Raw genomic sequence first — 19,472 nt, forward strand, 5'->3', positions numbered from 1 at the left:
CTCCTCGCCATGGCGTCCAGCACCTCGCCGCGCAGTCAGACCTCATCCTGAGGAGACCGCGCAGCGGTCGTCTCGAAGGATGGCCGCAACGGGACTGCGCGCCAGCTCGCTACCGCGTCATCCTGTTCCACGCATCCAGGCCGGCGATCTTGTACGCCTCCGCGAGCGTCGGATAGTTGAACGTGTTCTGGATGAAATAGTCGATCGTGCCTTTGAGGTTGAGCACGGCCTGGCCGATATGGATCAGCTCGGTGGCGCCTTCGCCGAGGATGTGCACGCCGAGCAGGCGGCGGGTCTTGGTCGAAAAGATCATCTTCATCATGCCGCTGTTCAGCCCCATGATGTGGCCGCGCGAGGTCTCGCGGAAGCGGGCGATGCCGACCTCGTAGGGAATGCCGCGCGAGCGCACCTCTTCTTCCGTGAGGCCGGCGGTCGAGATCTCCGGCACCGAATAGATGCCGTAGGGAAAGAACTCCGGCGGCGCCAGGGGCTCCATGCCGAGCGCGTGGCAGGCCGCGACGCGGCCCTGCTCCATCGAGGTCGAGGCAAGGCTCGGAAAGCCGATCACGTCGCCGGCGGCGTAGATGTGCGGCACGCTGGTCTGCAGGGTCACGGGGTCGACATTGATGCGGCCGCGATGGTCGACGGCGATGCCGGCGGCCTCGAGGTTGAGCCGGTCGGTGGCGCCGACGCGGCCCGCCGCGAACAGCAGCATCTCGGTGGTGACGTGCCGGCCGTCCGACAGATGCGTGACGATGGCTCCTTGCGCATTCTTCTCGATCGACGTCACCTTGGAGCCGAGCCGCAGCGCGACGTTGCGGTCGCGCAGCTCGTGCATGAACTCGTCGATCAATTCCTTGTCGATGAAATCGAGGAAGGTCGGCCGCGGCTCGATCAGGGTCACGGGCACGTCGAGTGCGCTGAAGATGGTGGCGTATTCGACGCCGATCACGCCGGCGCCGATCACGGCCAGGCTGCGCGGCAGTTTCGGCAGCTCGATGATCTCGTCGCTGTCGAGCACGGTGGTGCCGTCGAACGGCACATAGTCGGGCCGGAACGGGCGCGTGCCGCAGGCGATCAGGATGAAGGCGGCGGACACGGTCCTGGTCTCGCCGATTGCGCTCGTGATCTCGACCTCGTGCGGCGAGACGAGGCGCGCCTCGCCGTTGGCCGTGCGCACGAGGTTACGGCTGAACTGATGCTCCAAAACCTCGACCTCGTGGTCGAGCGTCTTCTGCAGCCGGGTCATGAGGTCGCTGGCTGCGATGTCCTGCTTCACCCGGTAGGAGCGGCCGTAGAAGCCGCGCTCGCGCCAGCCGGAGAGGTTGAGCACGGTCTCGCGCAACGTCTTCGACGGAATGGTGCCGGTGTGGACCGAGACGCCGCCGACCCGCCGGCCTTTCTCCACCACCAGCACGGACTTGCCGAGCTTGGCACATTGCACCGCGGCCCGGCGCCCCGACGGGCCCGAGCCGATCACCACCATGTCGTAGTCGTACATCCGGAAGACTTCCGAGCCCGCAGAAACCAGCAGGAATTGCCATGCAGCAATCGGGCCAATGCAGCAAGTCCTACCTCCGAGGTAATCGCGCGGATGACGCCGATCTGCGAGCCTTGCGCGCAAATATATCGGGGAAGGTTCGCACGAAAATGCATCAAACCGTCACAAAACCAATCGATTCGACCCGCCGCTGGTGGGTGCTCGCGACCGTCGTCGCCGCCCAGTTCATGTTCGGCGTCGACGCCTTCATCGTGAACGTCGCCATTCCCACCATCGCCGTCGACCTGCACGCGACCCCGGCGCAGATCGAATCCGTCATCGCGATCTATCTGATCGCCTATGCGACGCTGGTCGTCACCGGCGGGAGGCTCGGCGACATCTACGGCACCAGGACTGTCTTCCTGTCCGGCGTGCTCGGCTTCACGGCGACCTCGCTGTGGTGCGGCCTTGCGCAGTCCGGCGTCGAGCTGATCGTCGCGCGGCTGGCGCAGGGCGCGACCGCGGCGCTGATGGTGCCGCAGGTACTGGCGACGCTGCACCTGCTGTTCACTGACGAGACGCGCAATCGCGCCTTCGCCGTCTACGGCATCGTGCTCGGGCTTGCCGGCGCTGCGGGCTTCCTGCTCGGCGGCCTTCTGGTGTCGCTCGATCTCGCCGGCAGCGGCTGGCGTTCGGTGTTCTTCGTCAACGTGCCCTGCGGTCTCGTCATCGCGCTTGCTGCCTGGCGCATCATGCCGTCGGTGCCGCGACGGGCGGGGACCAGGCTCGACGTCAAGGGCAGCATCGTGCTGTTCGCGGGATTGCTGTGCCTGATCGGGCCGTTGCTGCTCGGCCACGATGTCGGCTGGGCGCCGTGGTTGTGGGTGGTGATGGTGGTCGGGGCAGTGATCCTCGTCGCATTCCCAAAGCTGGAGCATGCGGTGGCGCGCGCCGGCGGCATGCCGCTGATCGATCTCTCGCTGATGTCCGATGCCGCCTTCCTGCGCGGGCTCGGCGCTGCGTTCTTTTTCTTCCTTGCCAATCTCTCGTTCTATCTGGTCATGACCCCGTTCATGCAGCGCGGGCTGAAGATTCCGCCGCTCACGGCGGGCCTTGCCTGCATTCCACTTGCCATCGCATTCGTCGTGGCTTCACGCCATAGCGGCGCACGCGCGCGGCGTCGCGGCACCAAGGTCTTGATCGAAGGCTGCGCGTTGCAGATCGTGGGCCTCGCGGCGCTCGCGGGTCTTGCGGTCCATGTGGAAGCGCCGACGCCGATGGCGCTTGCGCTGACCATGGGCATCTTCGGATACGGCCAGGGTCTGGTGATGGCGCCGCTCTCCGGTGCGGTGCTCGCGAGCGTCAAACCTGTCGCTGCAGGCTCTGCTTCCGGCATGTACGGCACCACGGCGCAGATCGGAAATGCGGCCGGAGTGGCCGCAATCGGCGCGGTATTCTTCGCGATCGAGACGTTGCAATCAGCGCGCGCAGGATTTCTCGTCTCGCTCGCGCTGTTTGTGACGTTAATCATGACATGCATCGCATTTCTGACGTGGATGCGCCGCGCATCTGCATCAAGTTGAGGCATTGCGGTTAATACGTGCGGATTTCCGCTGAATTTCCAGTGATTTTCGCGAGATCGACAGCGCACGGTCTTTTTATTTTGCAACGCAGCAACTATCTGGTGGTGCTTAACGTTGAAAGCCGCCCACCAGGAACTTGCCGTGTCGTTAGCCAGAAATGTCGATCTGTTGAGACGTCTGCCGAAGCTGGACGGTCTGCGCCTTGCCGAGTTCGGCCGCAGCCCCGATTCATCCAGCCCGCTGGAAGAGGTCACGGGCTTCGGCGACAATCCCGGCAATCTGCGCATGTTCGCGTTCGTCCCGGCGCAGCTGCAGAAGTCGCGCGCGCTCGTCGTCGTGCTGCACGGCTGCGGACAGACGGCGGCCGGTTACGATCTCGGCGCCGGCTGGTCGACGCTCGCCCAGCACTACGGCTTCGCGCTGCTGATGCCCGAGCAGCAGCGCATCAACAACGGCAACACCTGCTTCAACTGGTTCAATCCGGAAGACACCGCGCGTGACAGCGGCGAAGCGCGCTCGATCCGCGAGATGATCGCGCATATGGCGGACGCTCATCGCATCGATCCCAGGCGCGTCTTCATCACCGGCCTGTCCGCGGGCGGAGGCATGACGTCGGTGATGCTCGCGACCTATCCGGAAGTCTTCGCGGCCGGCGCGATCATTGCGGGCCTGCCCTACGGCATCGCCTCGAATCTGCGCGAGGCGCTCGACGGCATGTTTCATTCGCCGCAGCGGCCCGAACGCGAGCTCGGCGATTTCGTGCGGCGCGCCTCTGATCATCGCGGGCCATGGCCGCGGGTCTCGGTGTGGCACGGCAGCGCCGACCGCACCGTCAATCCCGGCAATGCCAACGAGATCGTCAAGCAGTGGCTCGACCTGCATGACCTGCCCGCCGTGCCGATGGCGGAGACTAATGTCGACGGCTATCCGCGCCAAGCCTGGTGGAACAAGGACGGCGAGACGCTGGTCGAGTCCTACGCCATCACCGACATGGCGCACGGCACGCCGCTTGGCCTTGCCGACAACGACCAGCGCTACGGAATGGAAGGCGCGTTCCTGATCGAGGCCGGCATCTCCTCGTCCTATCACATCGCAAAGTTCTTCGGCCTGACCGGATGGATTCCGGACGCCGCGAAGAAGGTGGAGGCAAAGCCGGCCGTCGCGGGCAAGCCGAGCCGCTCGCCCGCGCCGCATCTCGCCCGCTCGATCCGTGCGAACGTCGCCGATCCCGCCGAGCCGAAGCCGGAAGCTCGCGGCTTCGACCTCGGCCAGATCATCACGCGTGCGCTGACGGCCGCGGGATTGATGAAGTAGTTTTCGCGCATAGTAAGCGAACAAACACTCCCTCGTCGTCCCGGCCTAGCGCGCAATTGCGCGCTAGGCCGGGACGACAGCTGAGTTTGTGGCGACTGCGCTGCGCCCCGGAATGACGGCTAAGCCGTCTGATCGATCACCTCAATCGGCGTCACCGTCACCTCGCCGCCGGCGACCTTCCGCGTCATTGCCTGATAATTCTTGAAGAACTCCCGCGACTGCAGCGCTTTTTGCGCGTCCTCGTCGGCGGCGCCGGCAAGGTGGAAATAGCTGCCGCCGTCGCGGACCTTCAGGACGCGGTAGGAGATCCGTCCCTTCAGCTCCGGATCGCCGTCGATCGCCTTGATGAAGCGGCCGATCTCCCGGTGCCATTCCTCCGTCGTGCCGTCCTTGAACTCGTATCGGATCATGAAGTGCTTCATGTGACGCTCCCTGTTCGTCTTGTGCGTCATCATCTGCGCCTTGCGGGCGATCCTGCAAGTATGGACAAAATTGATAGTATGGACTTTTTCGCTGCCGCTCCTATCCTCTTCGCTTGCTGGTTGCTCGTGGAGGAGACGACATGGCGAAGGCAATTCGGCAGCGCACCTGTCCGGTCGCGGCGTTTCAGAAGATGATCAGCGGCAAGTACAAGCTCCGCATCGTCTGGGACTTGAAAGACGGCCCGCGCCGCTATGGCGAGATCAGGAGCGGCCTGCTGCGGGGCGCGAGCGGCAGCGCGGAAATCACCCCGCGCGTGCTCAGCCGCGAATTGAAGGCGCTGACGGAGAGCGGCCTGATCGACCGCAAGGATTTCGGCGAGGTGCCACCGAAGGTCGAGTATCGCCTCACCCGCAAAGGCAAGAGCTTCGTGCCCGTCGTCGCCGCGATCCGCGAATGGGGCGAGCGTAATCTGAGCGAGACGGCGGCGCTGGCTGACGCCGCCGAATAAAACCTACATCTCGCCGGTGATGAACGGATTGGTCATCCGCTCCTGGCCGATGCTCGAGCCGGCGCCGTGGCCGCAGATGAAGCCGACATCGTCGCCGAGCGGCAGCAGTTTTGTCAGGATCGAATTGATCAGCGTCGCGTGACTGCCGCCGGGCAGGTCCGTGCGTCCCACCGAGCCCGCGAACAGAACGTCGCCGACATGGGCAAAGCGCAGCTCCTTGTTGAAGAACACCACGCTGCCGGGCGAATGGCCGGGGCAGTGGAAGATGTCGAACGTGAGGTCGCCGATCGACACGGTCTCGCCTTCCTCGAGCCAGCGGTCCGGCGCGAAATTGCGTACCCCGGTCATGCCGAAGCGCGCGCCGCTCTCGACCACGTTGTCGAGCAGGAACTTGTCGGCCTGATGCGGGCCCTCGATCGGCACCTTCAGCTCATCGCGCAAGTCGGCGGCGCCGCCGACATGGTCGATATGGCCGTGGGTCAGCCAGATCTTCTCCACGGTGACGCCGGTCTGCTTGATCGCTTCCAGGATCTTCGGCACGTCGCCGCCGGGATCGATCACCACGGCCTTCTTGCTGGGCTCGTCCCAGATGATGGTGCAGTTCTGCTCGAACAGCGTCACGGGAACGATGATCGCGCCCGCCTTGGGTTTGTTGTCATTTTGCTCGGTCATGGCGCCACAATGCCGATTTTTGCCATGCCGCCAAGCAAAAGATTCGTGCGAGGGCCGGGAGCGGCCCGTTCGAAGCGGACCGTTCCCGGGCGTTCCTGTTACCGCGTGATCTGCGCCTTCAGCGTCTCCCGGACGACCCCGTCGAAAGAGGACGTCTTGGGGGACTTCACGGCCTGATCGGCGATGTATTTGTCACGCTTGGCGACCAGCGCGGCGAGCTTCTCGCTCAGGGCCTTGCGTTGCTCGACCTGTTTGGCGACCTCGGCCTCGCGCTGCTCGGGCTTCATGGCGCGCAGCTTTTCGGGCAGGTCGGCGTCGGCCACGGTGGCGACGCTGGTCTTGCCCTTGGCGGCGTCGGCGACGAGATCGCCGCCGCCGGTGACGGCTTCCGAGGTCGATGCGGATCGCTTGCTGATATAGCTCGCCATGTCGCTGGCGGTTGACGGTGCGGACGCCGCTACGCTCGCCTGCTGCTGCACCTTCATCTCGGTCCGCTTCTGCATCTCGCGCGGGCCGTACGGAATCACGGTGCCGTTGAGCTGCTGCTGCAGGATGATGATGTCCTGGTCGTACGGGGTCTCGATGATCACGACTTGCCCGCCGTCCTGCGGAATCGGGATGAAGCGGCCCTGGCCGATCTGCGCGATGTCGCGCCACACCCGCTCGGTATCGCGGGCATCGCCGGCGAGCACGGCGTTGACGATGATGTCCTTCTGCCGGGCAACGCTGAGCGTCGTCGGATATTTGGTGTCCTGCGTGTAGTCCATGTGCGGCGGCGCGTCGCCGACCAGGAACACGATGTGCCTGACGTCGCCGCCTTGCGTCCATTGCAGCTTGTTGACGGCGACGTCGAGCGCCTCGTTGACGCTTTCGGGCCAGTCGCCGCCGCCGCGCGCCTTCAGCTCCAGCAGGTTGGCGTAGAGATCCTGGATGTCGCGGGTGAGCTCGATCTTCGACGTGACGTAGTCATCGCCGATGTCGCGATAGGCGACGAGGCCCATGCGGATGTCGGCGTCCGGATTGGAATCGACGATCGCGGTGGCGATCGACCAGATCTTGCGCTTGGCGCCTTCGATCAGGCGCGCCATCGAGCCCGTGGTGTCGAGCACGAAGGCGACCTCGACGGTCGGCTTCGCGGTGGCGGGGGAGAGCCCGGCCGAGAGCGGCAGGGCGGCGAGAGCGAAGACGAGCGAGCACAGTGTGATGCGTGACCTCATGGGTCCCTCCAGTGGTTTCGTCCCTCGGAACCGAGGTTCCACTGGCATCGCGGTCGGCTGAAGCCGGAACAATGGCCGGACTCGCCCGGAATTGCGGCCTTTCCGCGCGAAATCGCGCTTTGCGGACCCGGACGACATGATCGCCGCCGCGCACGTCACAGAGCCGTCCCAAAGCCCTGTTGGTCTCGATCCCCGGCGGGAACGTTTGTGTGAACCGTTGGCGCGATCCCGCGTTGCCTTCCGCGCGAAGTACATTCGGGGGACGATCTTGGCTCACAGCGACGACAATTGGTGGCGCGACGGCATCTTCTATCAGATCTATCCGCGCTCCTATCAGGATAGCGACGGCGACGGTGTCGGCGATCTCGCCGGCATCCTGCAGCGCCTGCCTTACGTTAGGTCGCTCGGCGTCGACGCGATCTGGCTGTCGCCGATCTTTGCCTCGCCGATGGCCGATTTCGGCTACGACATCTCCGACTATACCGGCATCGAGCCGCTGTTCGGCACGATGGACGATTTCGACGCGCTGATTGCGGCCGCGCATGATAGCGGCCTGAAGCTGATCCTCGACCTCGTGCCGAACCATACCTCCGACCAGCATCCCTGGTTCGTCGAGAGCCGCGCCTCGCGCGACAATCCCAAACGCGACTGGTACATCTGGCGCGATCCGGCGCCCGATGGCGGCGTGCCGAACAATTGGCTGTCCGAGTTCGGCGGCAGCGCGTGGCAATTCGACGAGACCACGGGCCAATATTATTACCACGCCTTCCTCGCCCAGCAGCCGGACCTCAACTGGCGCAATCCCGACGTCCGCGCCGCGATCTACGATGCGATGCGGTTCTGGCTCGACAGGGGCGTCGACGGTTTCCGCGTCGACGTGATCTGGCACCTGATCAAGGACGCCGACTTCCGCGACAATCCGCCGAACCCGCATTACGTCGAGGGCCGGCCGCCGAACGAGAGGATCCTCACGCAATATTCCACTGACCAGGACGAGGTGCATGGCGTCATCGCCGAGATGCGGCGCGTCACGGATGCGTATTCTGCCCGCGTGCTGATCGGCGAGATCTATCTGCCGCTGCATCGTCTGATGGCCTATTACGGTAACGATCTCACCGGCGCGCAGATGCCGTTCAACTTCGCGCTGCTCTCGACCTTCTGGAGCGCGCGCTCGATCGAAAAGATCGTCGAGGATTACGAGAAGGCGCTGCCGAAAGGCGCCTGGCCGAACTGGGTGCTCGGCAACCACGATCGTCCGCGCGTGGCGAGCCGCGTCGGGCCCGAGCAGGCGCGTGTCGCCGCCATGCTGCTGCTGACCTTGCGCGGCACGCCGACGCTCTATTACGGCGACGAGATCGGCATGCACCAGCTCGCGATCGCGCCCGAGGACGTGCGCGATCCCTTCGAGAAGAACGTGCCCGGTATCGGCGTCGGTCGCGACGGCTGCCGCACGCCGATGCAATGGGATTCCTCCGACTTCGCCGGCTTCTCGCAGGCGAGGCCATGGCTGCCGCTGCCCGAGGATCACATCCGCGAGAACGTCGCCAATCTCGAAGCCGATCCGCGCTCGATCCTTAGCCTCTACAAGCGCCTGATCGCGCTGCGGCGCGATTGCCCGCCGCTGGTCGCGGGCGACTATCATCCGATCTCGGCGCAAGGCGACCTCCTGATCTATCGCCGCGAGGCCGCAGGCAAGTCGGTGATCGCAGTGCTCAATCTCGGCCCCGACCCGATCGCGGTGACCACCAGCGCGATCAGGTTCGGCAGCGAGGTCTTGCTGTCGACGTTCCTCGATCGCGAGGGCGAGAAGCTGGAGGGCGTGCTGGATCTGCGCGGCAATGAGGGCGTGATCGTCGGGCTGCCGTAGCGGAAGGGGAGGCGACAGCGTCATCCTCCGTTGTCGTCCTGGACAAGCGAAGCGCAGATCCAGGACCCATTACCACCGCGAGAAGTTTGACGAGGACTCGTGGTTGCCAGCTGTGCGCGTCAACGACCGCTTGGGGTAATGGGTCCTGGCTTTCGCCAGGGCGACGCGGCTACCCCGGGTGCTTGTTCCCCGCCTTGCTCTCGTCGATGTCGCCCCGCTTCAGCAGATAGTCCAGCCCGCCGACGCGGTACCAGCGGTAGCCGTAGGGCTCCAGCACGACGCGGTGCTGGCCGCGCTTGTCGGCGTGGCTGTGGTCTTCCGCGAGCAGGTTGATCAGGTGCGCGCCGGCTTCGCCCGGCAGCCCCGTCGAGAACGCGGTCTCGCGCGGCTTCTCGTCGAGATTGTGCACGAACAGCACGGAATTATTGCGCCAGTCGTAGCGCATGATGAACACGGCGGGATCGCGCGTCGGGATCACGGTGAAATCGCCCCAGCCGATCTCGGGCACCTCTTTCCGCATGCGCACGATGCGCTCGGTCCAGTTCAGCATCGAGTTGGGATCGCGCCGCTGCTTGGCGACATTGACGTGCGGATAGCCGTACGGTCCCTTGTCGATGACGGGGCAGGCCGGCTTGTCGCTCTTGGTGAAGCCGCCATGCGGCTCGGTCGACCATTGCATCGGCGTGCGCGCGCAATTGCGCTCGGGCAGCGAGAGATCGTCGCCCATCGCGATCTCGTCGCCGTAGCGGATCACGGGCGTTCCCGGCAGCGTGCACATCAGGCTGTAGGCAAGCTCCAGCCGCCTGCGGTCGCCGCCCAGCATCGGCGCGAGGCGGCGGCGGATGCCGCGGTCGTAGAGCTGCATGTCCTTGTCGGGGCCGAAGTTCTTGAACACGGTGTCGCGCTGCGCCTTCGTCAGCCGCCCGAGATCGAGCTCGTCGTGATTGCGCAGGAACAGGCCCCATTGCGCCGTGGCCGGCCGCGGCTTCGTCGCCTTCAGCGCCTTGGCGAGCGGACGGGAATCCGCCGACGCCAGCGCATAGAACAGATGCTGGTTGACGTGGAAGTTGAACATCATGTGCATGCGGTCGGCATCCCTGCCGAAATATTCCATGTCGGTTTCCGGCAGCACGTTGGCTTCGGCGAGGATGATGGCGTCGCCCTGCCGCCACTGCAGGAATTCGCGGAACGCGCGCAGCATGTCGTATTGCTCGACCGGCTTCTTCACCTTGGCGCCCTTGGTGGAGATCACGAAGGGGACGGCATCCATGCGGAAGCCGGACACGCCGAGCTGGATCCAGAAACCCATGATCTTGAGAATTTCCGCCTGCACATGCGGGTTCGAGGTGTTGAGGTCGGGCTGGAAATCGTAGAAGCGGTGGAAGTAATACGCGCCGGCTTCCTTGTCCCGCGTCCAGGTCGATTTCTGCACGCCGGGAAACACCATGCCCTTGTTGGCGCCGGCGGGCTTCTTGTCGGACCACACATACCAGTCGCGATAGGGCGAGTTCTTGTCGCGCCGCGCCTGCTTGAACCATTGGTGCTGGTCGGAGGTGTGGTTGACCACGAGGTCGATGATGACGCGGATGCCGCGCTGCTGGCAGCCATGGGTGAACTCGACGAAATCGCCGAGCGTGCCGTAGCGGGCATCGACGCTGTAATAATCGGCGATATCGTAGCCGTCGTCGCGGCCGGGCGAGGTCTGGAACGGCATTAGCCAGATCGTGGTGATGCCGAGCCCGTGCAGATAGTCGAGCCGGCGCAGCAGGCCCTTGAAGTCGCCGACGCCATCGCCGTTGGCGTCCATATAGGAGCCGACGGAGAGGCAGTAGATCACGCCGTTCTTGTACCAGAGATCGTCGATCATGCGCAGCCTCGGTGGTTCCGCCGAGGTGCGGCGGCTGCGTGATAAGCGATTGGGGGAGGGGAGGTTCCCAGACAGTCGTCCCGGCCTAGCGCGCAATTGCGCGCGTGGGGCCGGGACCCATACCGCGTGATTTGTCGATACGAATGGTGGGAGTACCGAACGACGAGCTGTCGCCAAACTCCTCCCTGTGGTTATGGGTCCCGGCCTTCGCCGGGACGACACCGAGAATGGAATCGGCTATCCTACCCGCCATGGACAACGCCGCCCGCAACATCGCCCTCGTGCCGCCGCCGGATCGGCGCCAGTCGGAGACGGCGCTCGCCATCGCGCGCGGAACCTCGCGGCTGCTGCGCTCGCTCGGCTTTTCCTGCATCAGCGAACTGCCACTGCCGTCGGGCCGGCGTGCCGATCTGGTGGCGCTGAACGAGCGCGGCGAGATCTGGATCGTCGAGATCAAGTCGTCGGTCGAGGATCTGCGCGCCGACCAGAAATGGCACGAATACCGCGCCCATTGCGACCGGCTGTTCTTTGCCTTCACGCAGGATCTGCCCTGCGAGATCTTTCCGGAAGGCACCGGCCTGATCATCGCCGACGCCTACGGCGCGCACCTGCAGTGCGAGGCGCCCGAGCACAAGCTGCCCGCACCGACGCGCAAGCAGATGACGGTGCGCTTTGCGATGGCGGCCGCGCTTCGGATCAACCGCCTGGTCGATCCGCAAGGCCACGCGGAATTCTGGGAGTGAAGCCGTAGGATGGGTAGAGCGAAGCGAAACCCATCACTTCCGGTGAAAGCTGCGAAGAAGGTGGGTTTCGCTGCGCTCTACCCACCCTACGACACCGTTACCGCGGCGCGCGCTTGGCCAGGATGCGCTGCAGGGTCCTGCGGTGCATGTTCAGGCGACGCGCGGTTTCCGAGACGTTGCGGTTGCACATCTCGTAGATGCGCTGGATGTGCTCCCAGCGGACGCGGTCGGCCGACATCGGGTTGGTCGGCAGCTCGGACTTCTCCGCGCTGGTCGACAGCAACGCGGCGACGACGTCGTCGGCATCCGCGGGCTTCGAGAGATAGTCGATCGCGCCCATCTTCACCGCGGTCACCGCGGTGGCGATGTTGCCGTAACCGGTCAGCACGATCGCGCGCGCATCCGGGCGCTTCTTCTTCAGCGCCGAGACCACGTCGAGGCCGTTGCCGTCACCGAGCCTGAGGTCCACCACCGCGAATGCGGGCGCTGCCTTGCCGATCTGCGCGAGGCCGTCCGAGACGGTGTCGCACGATGTCACCGCGAAGCCGCGTGTCTCCATCGCGCGCGACAAGCGCTCCAGAAACGGCTTGTCGTCCTCCACGATGAGAAGCGAGCGGTCGGTCTGTTCGTTCAGTTCGGCGATGGCGTTCAAGGTGTTGTCCTCTCTCCTGCACATCTACATATGGCGCCGCAATCGGGCGCCGCCAAGGCCGCCTATAGTCGATCGGGGCCTTCGTGCGACGCAAGGTCGCGGTCTATCCTATTGTTTCTTCGAGGGTCTCGATAGCCTCAAAACGCTGCCTGGGCCAACTGATCTGCACCACCGCGCCGTGTTCCGGGAAGATACGGTTGGTAAACGAGACCTTGGCGCCGGTGCGCTCGAGCAGGGTGCGGGCGATGAACACGCCCAATCCGAGGCCGCGCCGCTCGCCGCCGCCGTCGTCCTGGGGGCGCCGCCGCGACAGATAGGGCTCGCCGATCCGGTTGAGGATGTCAGGGGGAATGCCGGGGCCGTCGTCGGAGATCAAAAGCTCGATCGTGTCCTTGTTCCACCAGGCGTTCACCTCGACGGTGGTGTGGGCGAAGTCGACCGCGTTCTCGACGATGTTGCCGACGCCGTAGAGGATCGCCGGGTTGCGCGAGCCGACCGGCTCGGCCGCGGCGGCGACCGCAATCCGCACCTTGATATCGACGCCGAAATCGCGGTGCGGGGCCACCACTTCCTCGATCAGCTCCGACAGCTTCATGCGGTCGAACGGTGCGTCGGTGGAGAGCTGGGTGATCTTGCTGAGGATGTCGCGGCAGCGCTGGGTCTGCTCGCGCAGCGTCTTCAGGTCCGCGGCAAAGCTCGGATCCTTCACCGTCTTCTCGAGCTCGCGCGAGATCAGGAAGATCGTCGCGAGCGGCGTGCCGAGCTCGTGCGCGGCCGCGGCGGCGAGGCCGTCGAGCTGGGTCAGATGCTGCTCGCGCGTCAGCACCAGCTCGGTCGCGGCCAGCGCGTCCGCAAGCTTGCGCGCCTCCTCGGTCACCTGGAACGAGTAGAGGCTGGTGACGCCGATCGCGAGCACGATCGAGAGCCAGACGCCGACGAGATAGATCGGCGGCAGCACCAGGGGATCGTCGGAATCCCAGGGCAGCGGCAGGTGGAAGAAGAACAGGATCGAGGCGCAGGCGACGGCCAGCACGCCGAGGCCGAAGGTGAAGCGGGCCGGCAGCGCCGTGGCCGAGATCAGCACGGGCGCGAGGAACAGGAACGAGAACGGGTTCTGCAGGCCGCCGGTGAAGAACAGCAGGGCGGCCAGCTCCACGATGTTCAGCGCCAGCAGGCCGGCCGCCTGCATCGGCTCGAGCCGGTGCATCGGATTGGCCGCGGTCTGCAGGCCCAGATTGAGCGCGGCCGACAGCGCGATGATGCTGACGCAGGGGACGATCTCGACGTTGAACTCCAGCCCCTGCGCCACGATGAAGATCGCGGCGAGCTGGCCCAGCACCGCGAGCCAGCGCAGCCGCAGGATGGTGTCGAGGCGGATATGCCGCTGCGCAGGGCGGAAGTCGGAAGCGGCAATTTCAGTCATATCGGCCAATGTGGCGGTGCCTTCTGGATCACAAACGCTGGGCTCGCGGAACCACCCCGATTACAAGCCTTGCGCTATCAGCTGCAATAGCAGAAGAACGCCCAGCATGACCGAGAATGAGCAGGCTTCAAGTCGGCCGACTGTCGCGGAGCACACTTCCTCCGCGGCGATCGCGGTCGATCATCTCGTCAAGGTCTACAAGCAGACCCGCGCCGTCGACGATATCTCTTTTTCGCTGCCGCGCGGCAGCATTACCGGGCTGCTCGGCGGCAACGGTGCCGGCAAGACCACGACCATCGCGATGATCATGGGCCTGGTGCTGCCGACTTCCGGCCGCGTGCAGGTGCTCGGGCATCGCATGCCCGAGGAGAGCGCGGCCGTGCTGGGGCGGATGAATTTCGAGAGCCCCTATGTCGACATGCCGATGCGGCTGACGGTGCGGCAAAATCTCACCATCTTCGGCAAGCTCTACGCGGTGAAGAACCTCGCAAGCCGCATCGCCGAGCTCGCCGACGATCTCGACCTCACCGATTTCATCGATCGCGCCAACGGAAAGCTATCCGCGGGACAGAAGACCCGCGTCGCGCTGGCGAAAGCGCTGATCAACCAGCCGGAATTGCTGCTGCTGGACGAGCCGACCGCCTCGCTCGACCCCGACACCGCCGACTGGGTGCGCGGCCATCTGGAGCGCTACCGCCGCGACCACAACGCCACCATTCTGCTTGCCTCGCACAACATGCTCGAGGTCGAGCGGCTCTGCGACCGCGTCATCATCATGAAGCGCGGCCGTATCGAGGACGACGACACGCCGGACGCGATCATGGCCCGCTACAACCGTACCACGCTGGAAGAGGTGTTTTTGGACGTTGCCCGCGGCCGGGCGAACGGGACGACGGAGGCGGCGAAATGAGGGGGCCTCTCAGTTGCTGCCGTAGCCCGGATGGAGCGAAGCGTAATCCGGGACCCATCCATCCGGATGCAGTGGCCCCGGATTACGCTTCGCTCCATCCGGGCTACAGGTCCCATCCGGGCTACGCGGTGCCCCAATGACCGACATCTCCCTGCACCGCGGCATCGCCCCGCACCGCATCGGTGCGATGATCCTGCGCTACTGGTACCTGCTGCTGTCGTCCTGGCCGCGGCTGCTCGAGCTGCTGTACTGGCCGGCGCTGCAGGTCATCACCTGGGGGTTCATCCAGTATTACATCGCGGAAAACGCCAGCTTCTTCGCGCGCGCCGGCGGCACGCTGATCGGCGCTGTCATCCTCTGGGACATCCTGTTCCGCGGCCAGCTCGGCTTCTCCATCTCCTTCCTGGAGGAGATGTGGGCGCGCAACCTCGGCAACCTCATGATGAGCCCGTTGAAGCCCATCGAGTTTCTGCTGTCGCTGATGGTCATGAGCCTGATCCGGCTCGCCATCGGCGTCATCCCGATGACGCTGATCGCGCTGCTGCTGTTTCACTTCAACGTCTATGCGCTCGGCCTGCCGCTGATCGCCTTCTTCTGCAATCTGATCTTCACGAGCTGGTCGGTCGGCATCTTCGTGTCGGGACTGGTGCTGCGGAACGGTCTCGGCGCCGAGAGCATCGTCTGGACGCTGATGTTCGCGGTCATGCCGCTGGCCTGCATCTACTATCCCGTCAGCGTGCTGCCGGTCTGGCTGCAATATGCCGCCTGGACGCTGCCGCCGACCTACGTGTTCGAGGGCATGCGCGCGCTGCTGATCGAGAACACCTTCCGGATCGATCTGATGCTGCAGGCGTTGGCCATCAACGCCGTGCTTCTGGTTGCTTCATTTTGGGCATTCCTTGCCCTTTTGCGCAGCGCCAGGAAGCACGGCTCGCTGCTGTCGGGCGGCGAATAACGTCACTTTCTCGTGGATTCAGGCCGATTTAACCGTCTCCGCCACGTAGATGTACGGAACCTTGCATTGACGCAATATTACGCATTCGGCAGTATGCTGCGATGCGAAGAGGAATATAGCGATGCCTATTGGTGAGTTTGGCGGCGCGCCGCCCCTGGCTGCAGAAGGCAGTCCGGTCCTGACGACGCCGATGTACTGGATGTACGAGCTGGCCCAGGCCTCTCTCAATCCGGCACGTGCCGTCACCGATGCGACCAAGCTGCTGTTTCAGAATCCCCTCAATCCCTGGGCGCGCACCGAGGTCGGCAAATCGGTCGCCGCGGCCTGCGAACTGTTCGAGCGCACCACGCGCCGCTACGGCAAGCCGGAATGGGGCCTCGATGATACCGAGGTCAACGGCATACGCGTCCCCGTCGAGGTCCGCTCGGTGTGGGAAAAGCCGTTCTGCCGGCTGCTTTACTTCGATCGCAAGTTCGCCCGTCCGCTGCGCAGCCCGCAGCCGCGCGTGCTGATCGTGGCGCCGATGTCCGGCCACTATGCGACGCTGCTGCGTGGCACGGTCGAGGCTTTCCTCCCCGCGCATGAGGTCTACATCACCGATTGGGCCGACGCGCGCATGGTGCCGCTCAGCGAAGGCCGCTTCGATCTCGACGATTACATCGACTACGTCATCGAGATGCTGCACGTTCTCGGCGGCAACACCCATGTGATGGCGGTGTGCCAGCCCTCCGTGCCCGTCGTCGCCGCCGTTTCCATCATGGAAGCGCGGCGCGATCCCTTCGTGCCGACCTCGATGACGCTGATGGGTGGCCCGATCGATACCCGCCGCAATCCGACCGGCGTGAACAATTTGGCCCAGGAGCGCGGCATCGACTGGTTCCGCAACCACGTCATCACCAAGGTGCCGTTCCCGCATCCGGGCATGATGCGCGACGTCTATCCCGGCTTCCTGCAGCTCAACGGGTTCATCAGCATGAACCTCGACCGGCACATGGACGCCCACAAGCAGCTCTTCGCCAATCTGGTGAAGGGCGACGGCGACCTCGTGGACAAGCACCGCGACTTCTACGACGAATATCTCGCGGTGATGGATCTCTCCGCCGAGTATTACCTGCAGACCGTCGACACCGTTTTCGTGAAGCACTCGCTGCCGAAGGGCGAGATGACCCATCGTGGAACCCGCGTGGATCCTTCCAAGGTCACGCGCGTTGCGTTGATGACGGTCGAAGGCGAGAACGACGACATCTCCGGTCTCGGTCAGACCGAAGCAACGCACGGTCTGTGCAGCGCGATTCCAGATCATCGCCGCGTTCATTACGTCCAGAAGGGCGTTGGACATTACGGCGTGTTCAACGGATCGCGTTTCAAGTCGGAGATCGTGCCGCGGATTCACGACTTCATGGTTTCGGCTGCGAATCCGAGCTCGTTGCAGGCTCTCGCGGCTGAATAATCGCCGATTTCGGCTTTCCCGTCGAAAATCCGACCCCTGCCGGAGGCTCCGGCAGGGGCAAGTTCCCTCCAGATTCGCGGTATTTAGGTAGCGTTATAGGAGTGAGTCATCCCTCAACCCTTGGGGGTGCCACATGCGTCCAGCGGGGGCGAAAAAAGCCGGTTCCAACCCCAGTCTGTAGGGTCTCCCGGACGCCTGACCCCTGTATATTGGGCAAATGATTTGTTTTTGCGCCGAGCGCTTTCCCTGGCGGCGGTTATGGCAGAATCCGGGCGAACTCCTGCTCCCCGGACTGACAGACATGGCCACACGCGCGCTCCTTTATCGGCGGCCCCACGAACCGAAGACCCTCGTCATCACCCATGGATCGCAATTCTTTGCGATTCGCCTGCGAAGACACCGCCGCGCGCGGCGTTACACGCTCAGAATCCATCCGAGCGATCGCGAAGCCATTCTCACGATCCCCCCGCGCGGCACGCTCGCCGAAGCCAAGGACTTCGCGTCGCGTCACGGTGCGTGGATCGCAGCGCGTCTCGGCCGCTTGCCGAAGGCCGCGCCGTTTCAGCCTGGCACAGTGATACCGCTTCGCGGCACGCCGCATCGCATCGTTCATCGCGCAGGCACCCGCGGCACGGTGTGGACCGAGACGCGCGACAGCGGTGAGCGCATTCTCTGCGTCGCCGGCGGCGTCGAGCATGTCGATCGCCGCGTCAGCGACTTCCTCAAGCGTGAGGCGCGCAAGGATCTGCAGCGTTCGGCGGAAGCCTACGCGGGCGAACTCGGCGTCAGGGTCAAGCGCCTCTCGATCCGCGACCAGTCCAGTCGCTGGGGCTCCTGCACCTCGGCCGGCTCGCTGTCGTTCTCCTGGCGCCTGATCCTCGCGCCGCCCTTCGTGCTCGACTACCTCGCCGCCCACGAGGTCGCCCATCTCGTCGAGATGAACCACTCGGCGCGCTTCTGGCGCGTCTGCGGCAAGGTGTGTCCCTCGATGGAACGCGCCAAGAAGTGGCTCGACACCTACGGCAACGACCTGCACCGCTACGGCGTCGAGGATTAGGCCGGGCTGCCCCAGGCTCGCTCTACTCTCTCGTCGTCCCGGCGAAGGCCCGGACCCATAACCACAGGGAGAAGTTTGGCGAAGGCCAGTTGTTCGGTACGCCGACCTTCCGCAATCGACAGCTCACGCGGTATGGGTCCCGGCCTTCGCCGGGACGACACCGAGGGTGAGGCGAGAGCCGAATTATCCCTCCGCTCACACACTCACATCCGCACTCGTCCCCGCCTGCGCGCGTGACGATAGATAGCGCGCTTGCTGCTGCGCCATGACCCTCTGCCCGTCCGCCAGCATCGCCTGGAACGCCGCGTCGAGCTGCTCGCGGCTGTAGCTCGTGGACCTGCTCTCGCGCGGCGTCCATTGCGATTGCGTGATCGCGGTGGATGCCTTTTCGACGGTGCCGCCAAGCCGTGCGGCGTATTGATCGGCCCGCCACTGCGCCAGATCCGGCCCGCTCAGGCCGGGAGGATCCTCGAGTTTGCCGATCGCCGCGGCGGCCTCGTTGGTCATCGTCGATGACCCGCCATTGTAGAGCGTGGCGACCACATTGCCGCCGACCTTCACCTGGGCATAGGTGTTCTCGGGCGCATCGTCCGAGACGGAAGGTTGACCGGCGCTCGCGCCGTGGGTGGTCAGCCAGTTCGTTGCCATGAGGTCGCGCAGGACCGGATTGTCCGCCACCGATATCGGCTTGGCACCTTGCAGCGGCTTGAGTTGGGAGACGCTTATTCCGGGGCTGTCGGTCGCCACATCAGTTGCAGTGGACTCCACCGGCGTGAGACCCGGCGTCGATGTCGCATTGGAGCCGGATGTCGATGCAGGACGCAGATAGGGCAACGCCGCGCTGGACAAGCCTGAAATCATGGAACGCTCCTTCCCACTAAACCCGAACTTTCGGGACACAACCTAGGAGAGCAAACCCCGGGCCGGTGTCGGAAGCTTGAAGAGACTGGTGTTTTGGCGTTCGGTGATGTTCCGGCCGCGGAGATTCTTGCCGCGCTAGGCAGGATTTGCCGAAGCGGTGGTGCGAGGGATGCAGGCTGTCACCCAGCAAGCGCTGTCATCGCCCGCGCAGGCGGGCGATCCGGTATTCCAGAGACAGTTGTTGCTTAGCCGAGAAGCTGCGGCGTACTGGATTCCCCGCCTTCGCGGGGAATGACAATGGCGGGTGGCGCTGCGTCCAACGCCTCGCTCGATTTTCGCCACACTTCGCGACGATTGCGCCGTTCGTCAGATTAGCCCCGCAGCATCAGACGCTTCGCGTCATCCGCCGCGCGCCTCGCCGGCGATCACGTCCTACTGTGCATGGGGTTGTTTTCGCAGTTTGATTCATGAGGCCTCTCGGACCTCGCGC

17 protein-coding genes are annotated in these 19,472 nt (G+C 64.7%); 9 read left to right on the plus strand and 8 right to left on the minus strand.

The features are described from left to right. Positions 1-109 precede the first annotated feature (109 nt). Positions 110-1,501, minus strand: coding sequence for a Si-specific NAD(P)(+) transhydrogenase (sthA, locus tag A7X65_RS15115; RefSeq protein ID WP_063686053.1), 1,392 nt, complete (start codon positions 1,499-1,501; stop codon positions 110-112). A 149-nt stretch (positions 1,502-1,650) separates the two neighbouring features. Between sthA and A7X65_RS15120 the strand changes: the two genes are divergently transcribed. Further along, complete coding sequence (locus tag A7X65_RS15120; RefSeq protein WP_063686055.1) at positions 1,651-3,063, plus strand: MFS transporter; 1,413 nt, start codon at positions 1,651-1,653, stop codon at positions 3,061-3,063. Between the two features lie 141 nt (positions 3,064-3,204). Then, entirely contained in the window at positions 3,205-4,377 is a 1,173-nt protein-coding gene (locus A7X65_RS15125; protein ID WP_063687710.1) for an extracellular catalytic domain type 1 short-chain-length polyhydroxyalkanoate depolymerase, read from the plus strand. 119 nt (positions 4,378-4,496) lie between these two features. On the opposite strand, the gene A7X65_RS15130 is transcribed toward A7X65_RS15125, so the two are convergent. Beyond that, the gene (locus A7X65_RS15130; protein WP_245323554.1) at positions 4,497-4,799 is read right to left on the minus strand and encodes a hypothetical protein; all 303 of its coding nucleotides are present in this window, start codon (positions 4,797-4,799) and stop codon (positions 4,497-4,499) included. Positions 4,800-4,939: 140 nt separating this feature from the next. Between A7X65_RS15130 and A7X65_RS15135 the strand changes: the two genes are divergently transcribed. After that, positions 4,940-5,308: a winged helix-turn-helix transcriptional regulator gene (locus A7X65_RS15135; RefSeq protein WP_063686059.1), complete on the plus strand. Its 369-nt coding sequence runs from the start codon at positions 4,940-4,942 to the stop codon at positions 5,306-5,308. Between the two features lie 3 nt (positions 5,309-5,311). On the opposite strand, the gene A7X65_RS15140 is transcribed toward A7X65_RS15135, so the two are convergent. Both A7X65_RS15140 and A7X65_RS15145 read right to left on the minus strand, forming a co-directional pair. Then, complete coding sequence (locus A7X65_RS15140; protein WP_063686062.1) at positions 5,312-5,980, minus strand: MBL fold metallo-hydrolase; 669 nt, start codon at positions 5,978-5,980, stop codon at positions 5,312-5,314. 98 nt (positions 5,981-6,078) lie between these two features. Continuing rightward, on the minus strand, positions 6,079-7,197 hold the full coding sequence (locus A7X65_RS15145) for a vWA domain-containing protein (protein ID WP_063686064.1): 1,119 nt from the start codon (positions 7,195-7,197) through the stop codon (positions 6,079-6,081). A 268-nt stretch (positions 7,198-7,465) separates the two neighbouring features. On the opposite strand from A7X65_RS15145, the gene A7X65_RS15150 reads away from it, so the two are divergent. Continuing rightward, positions 7,466-9,064 carry an alpha-amylase family glycosyl hydrolase gene (locus A7X65_RS15150; protein ID WP_063686066.1) on the plus strand — a complete coding sequence of 533 codons (1,599 nt, stop codon included), beginning with the start codon at positions 7,466-7,468 and terminating at the stop codon, positions 9,062-9,064. A gap of 169 nt (positions 9,065-9,233) precedes the next feature. Here the strand turns inward: A7X65_RS15150 and A7X65_RS15155 are convergent, their stop codons facing one another. Beyond that, positions 9,234-10,931: an alpha-amylase family protein gene (locus A7X65_RS15155; RefSeq protein WP_063686068.1), complete on the minus strand. Its 1,698-nt coding sequence runs from the start codon at positions 10,929-10,931 to the stop codon at positions 9,234-9,236. A 251-nt stretch (positions 10,932-11,182) separates the two neighbouring features. On the opposite strand from A7X65_RS15155, the gene A7X65_RS15160 reads away from it, so the two are divergent. Further along, the gene (locus tag A7X65_RS15160) at positions 11,183-11,674 is read left to right on the plus strand and encodes an MmcB family DNA repair protein (RefSeq protein WP_063686070.1); all 492 of its coding nucleotides are present in this window, start codon (positions 11,183-11,185) and stop codon (positions 11,672-11,674) included. Positions 11,675-11,771: 97 nt separating this feature from the next. On the opposite strand, the gene A7X65_RS15165 is transcribed toward A7X65_RS15160, so the two are convergent. Both A7X65_RS15165 and A7X65_RS15170 read right to left on the minus strand, forming a co-directional pair. Continuing rightward, positions 11,772-12,326, minus strand: a complete 555-nt coding sequence (locus A7X65_RS15165) for an ActR/PrrA/RegA family redox response regulator transcription factor (protein ID WP_008141807.1) — start codon at positions 12,324-12,326, stop codon at positions 11,772-11,774. Between the two features lie 103 nt (positions 12,327-12,429). Then, entirely contained in the window at positions 12,430-13,749 is a 1,320-nt protein-coding gene (locus tag A7X65_RS15170; protein ID WP_063686072.1) for an ActS/PrrB/RegB family redox-sensitive histidine kinase, read from the minus strand. Between the two features lie 106 nt (positions 13,750-13,855). Between A7X65_RS15170 and A7X65_RS15175 the strand changes: the two genes are divergently transcribed. The 4 genes from A7X65_RS15175 to A7X65_RS15190 all read left to right on the plus strand — a co-directional run bounded on the left by A7X65_RS15175 (position 13,856) and on the right by A7X65_RS15190 (position 18,121). Then, the gene (locus A7X65_RS15175) at positions 13,856-14,659 is read left to right on the plus strand and encodes an ABC transporter ATP-binding protein (protein ID WP_063686074.1); all 804 of its coding nucleotides are present in this window, start codon (positions 13,856-13,858) and stop codon (positions 14,657-14,659) included. A gap of 136 nt (positions 14,660-14,795) precedes the next feature. Further along, a complete protein-coding gene (locus A7X65_RS15180; protein WP_063686076.1) occupies positions 14,796-15,614 on the plus strand; it encodes an ABC transporter permease in 819 nt (272 codons plus the stop codon). Positions 15,615-15,735: 121 nt separating this feature from the next. Beyond that, on the plus strand, positions 15,736-17,064 hold the full coding sequence (locus A7X65_RS15185; RefSeq protein ID WP_063686078.1) for a polyhydroxyalkanoate depolymerase: 1,329 nt from the start codon (positions 15,736-15,738) through the stop codon (positions 17,062-17,064). Between the two features lie 217 nt (positions 17,065-17,281). Beyond that, positions 17,282-18,121, plus strand: a complete 840-nt coding sequence (locus tag A7X65_RS15190) for a M48 family metallopeptidase (RefSeq protein ID WP_063686081.1) — start codon at positions 17,282-17,284, stop codon at positions 18,119-18,121. A gap of 195 nt (positions 18,122-18,316) precedes the next feature. Here the strand turns inward: A7X65_RS15190 and A7X65_RS15195 are convergent, their stop codons facing one another. Next, positions 18,317-18,982 carry a hypothetical protein gene (locus A7X65_RS15195; protein WP_063686082.1) on the minus strand — a complete coding sequence of 222 codons (666 nt, stop codon included), beginning with the start codon at positions 18,980-18,982 and terminating at the stop codon, positions 18,317-18,319. Between the last annotated feature and the right edge of the window lie 490 nt (positions 18,983-19,472).

This window comes from Bradyrhizobium stylosanthis (genome assembly GCF_001641335.1).
Classification (GTDB): domain Bacteria; phylum Pseudomonadota; class Alphaproteobacteria; order Rhizobiales; family Xanthobacteraceae; genus Bradyrhizobium; species Bradyrhizobium stylosanthis.

Bases quoted from the DNA above. Each gene is read 5' to 3' on its own strand.
- A7X65_RS15170 (WP_063686072.1), bottom strand. From the start codon at position 13,749: ATGACTGAAATTGCCGCTTCCGACTTCCGCCCTGCGCAGCGGCATATC.
- A7X65_RS15135 (WP_063686059.1), top strand. From the start codon at position 4,940: ATGGCGAAGGCAATTCGGCAGCGCACCTGTCCGGTCGCGGCGTTTCAG.
- A7X65_RS15145 (WP_063686064.1), bottom strand. From the start codon at position 7,197: ATGAGGTCACGCATCACACTGTGCTCGCTCGTCTTCGCTCTCGCCGCC.
- A7X65_RS15130 (WP_245323554.1), bottom strand. From the start codon at position 4,799: ATGAAGCACTTCATGATCCGATACGAGTTCAAGGACGGCACGACGGAG.
- A7X65_RS15180 (WP_063686076.1), top strand. From the start codon at position 14,796: ATGACCGACATCTCCCTGCACCGCGGCATCGCCCCGCACCGCATCGGT.
- A7X65_RS15140 (WP_063686062.1), bottom strand. From the start codon at position 5,980: ATGACCGAGCAAAATGACAACAAACCCAAGGCGGGCGCGATCATCGTT.
- A7X65_RS15190 (WP_063686081.1), top strand. From the start codon at position 17,282: ATGATTTGTTTTTGCGCCGAGCGCTTTCCCTGGCGGCGGTTATGGCAG.
- A7X65_RS15160 (WP_063686070.1), top strand. From the start codon at position 11,183: ATGGACAACGCCGCCCGCAACATCGCCCTCGTGCCGCCGCCGGATCGG.
- sthA (WP_063686053.1), bottom strand. From the start codon at position 1,501: ATGTACGACTACGACATGGTGGTGATCGGCTCGGGCCCGTCGGGGCGC.
- A7X65_RS15195 (WP_063686082.1), bottom strand. From the start codon at position 18,982: ATGATTTCAGGCTTGTCCAGCGCGGCGTTGCCCTATCTGCGTCCTGCA.
- A7X65_RS15120 (WP_063686055.1), top strand. From the start codon at position 1,651: ATGCATCAAACCGTCACAAAACCAATCGATTCGACCCGCCGCTGGTGG.
- A7X65_RS15155 (WP_063686068.1), bottom strand. From the start codon at position 10,931: ATGATCGACGATCTCTGGTACAAGAACGGCGTGATCTACTGCCTCTCC.
- A7X65_RS15175 (WP_063686074.1), top strand. From the start codon at position 13,856: ATGACCGAGAATGAGCAGGCTTCAAGTCGGCCGACTGTCGCGGAGCAC.
- A7X65_RS15185 (WP_063686078.1), top strand. From the start codon at position 15,736: ATGCCTATTGGTGAGTTTGGCGGCGCGCCGCCCCTGGCTGCAGAAGGC.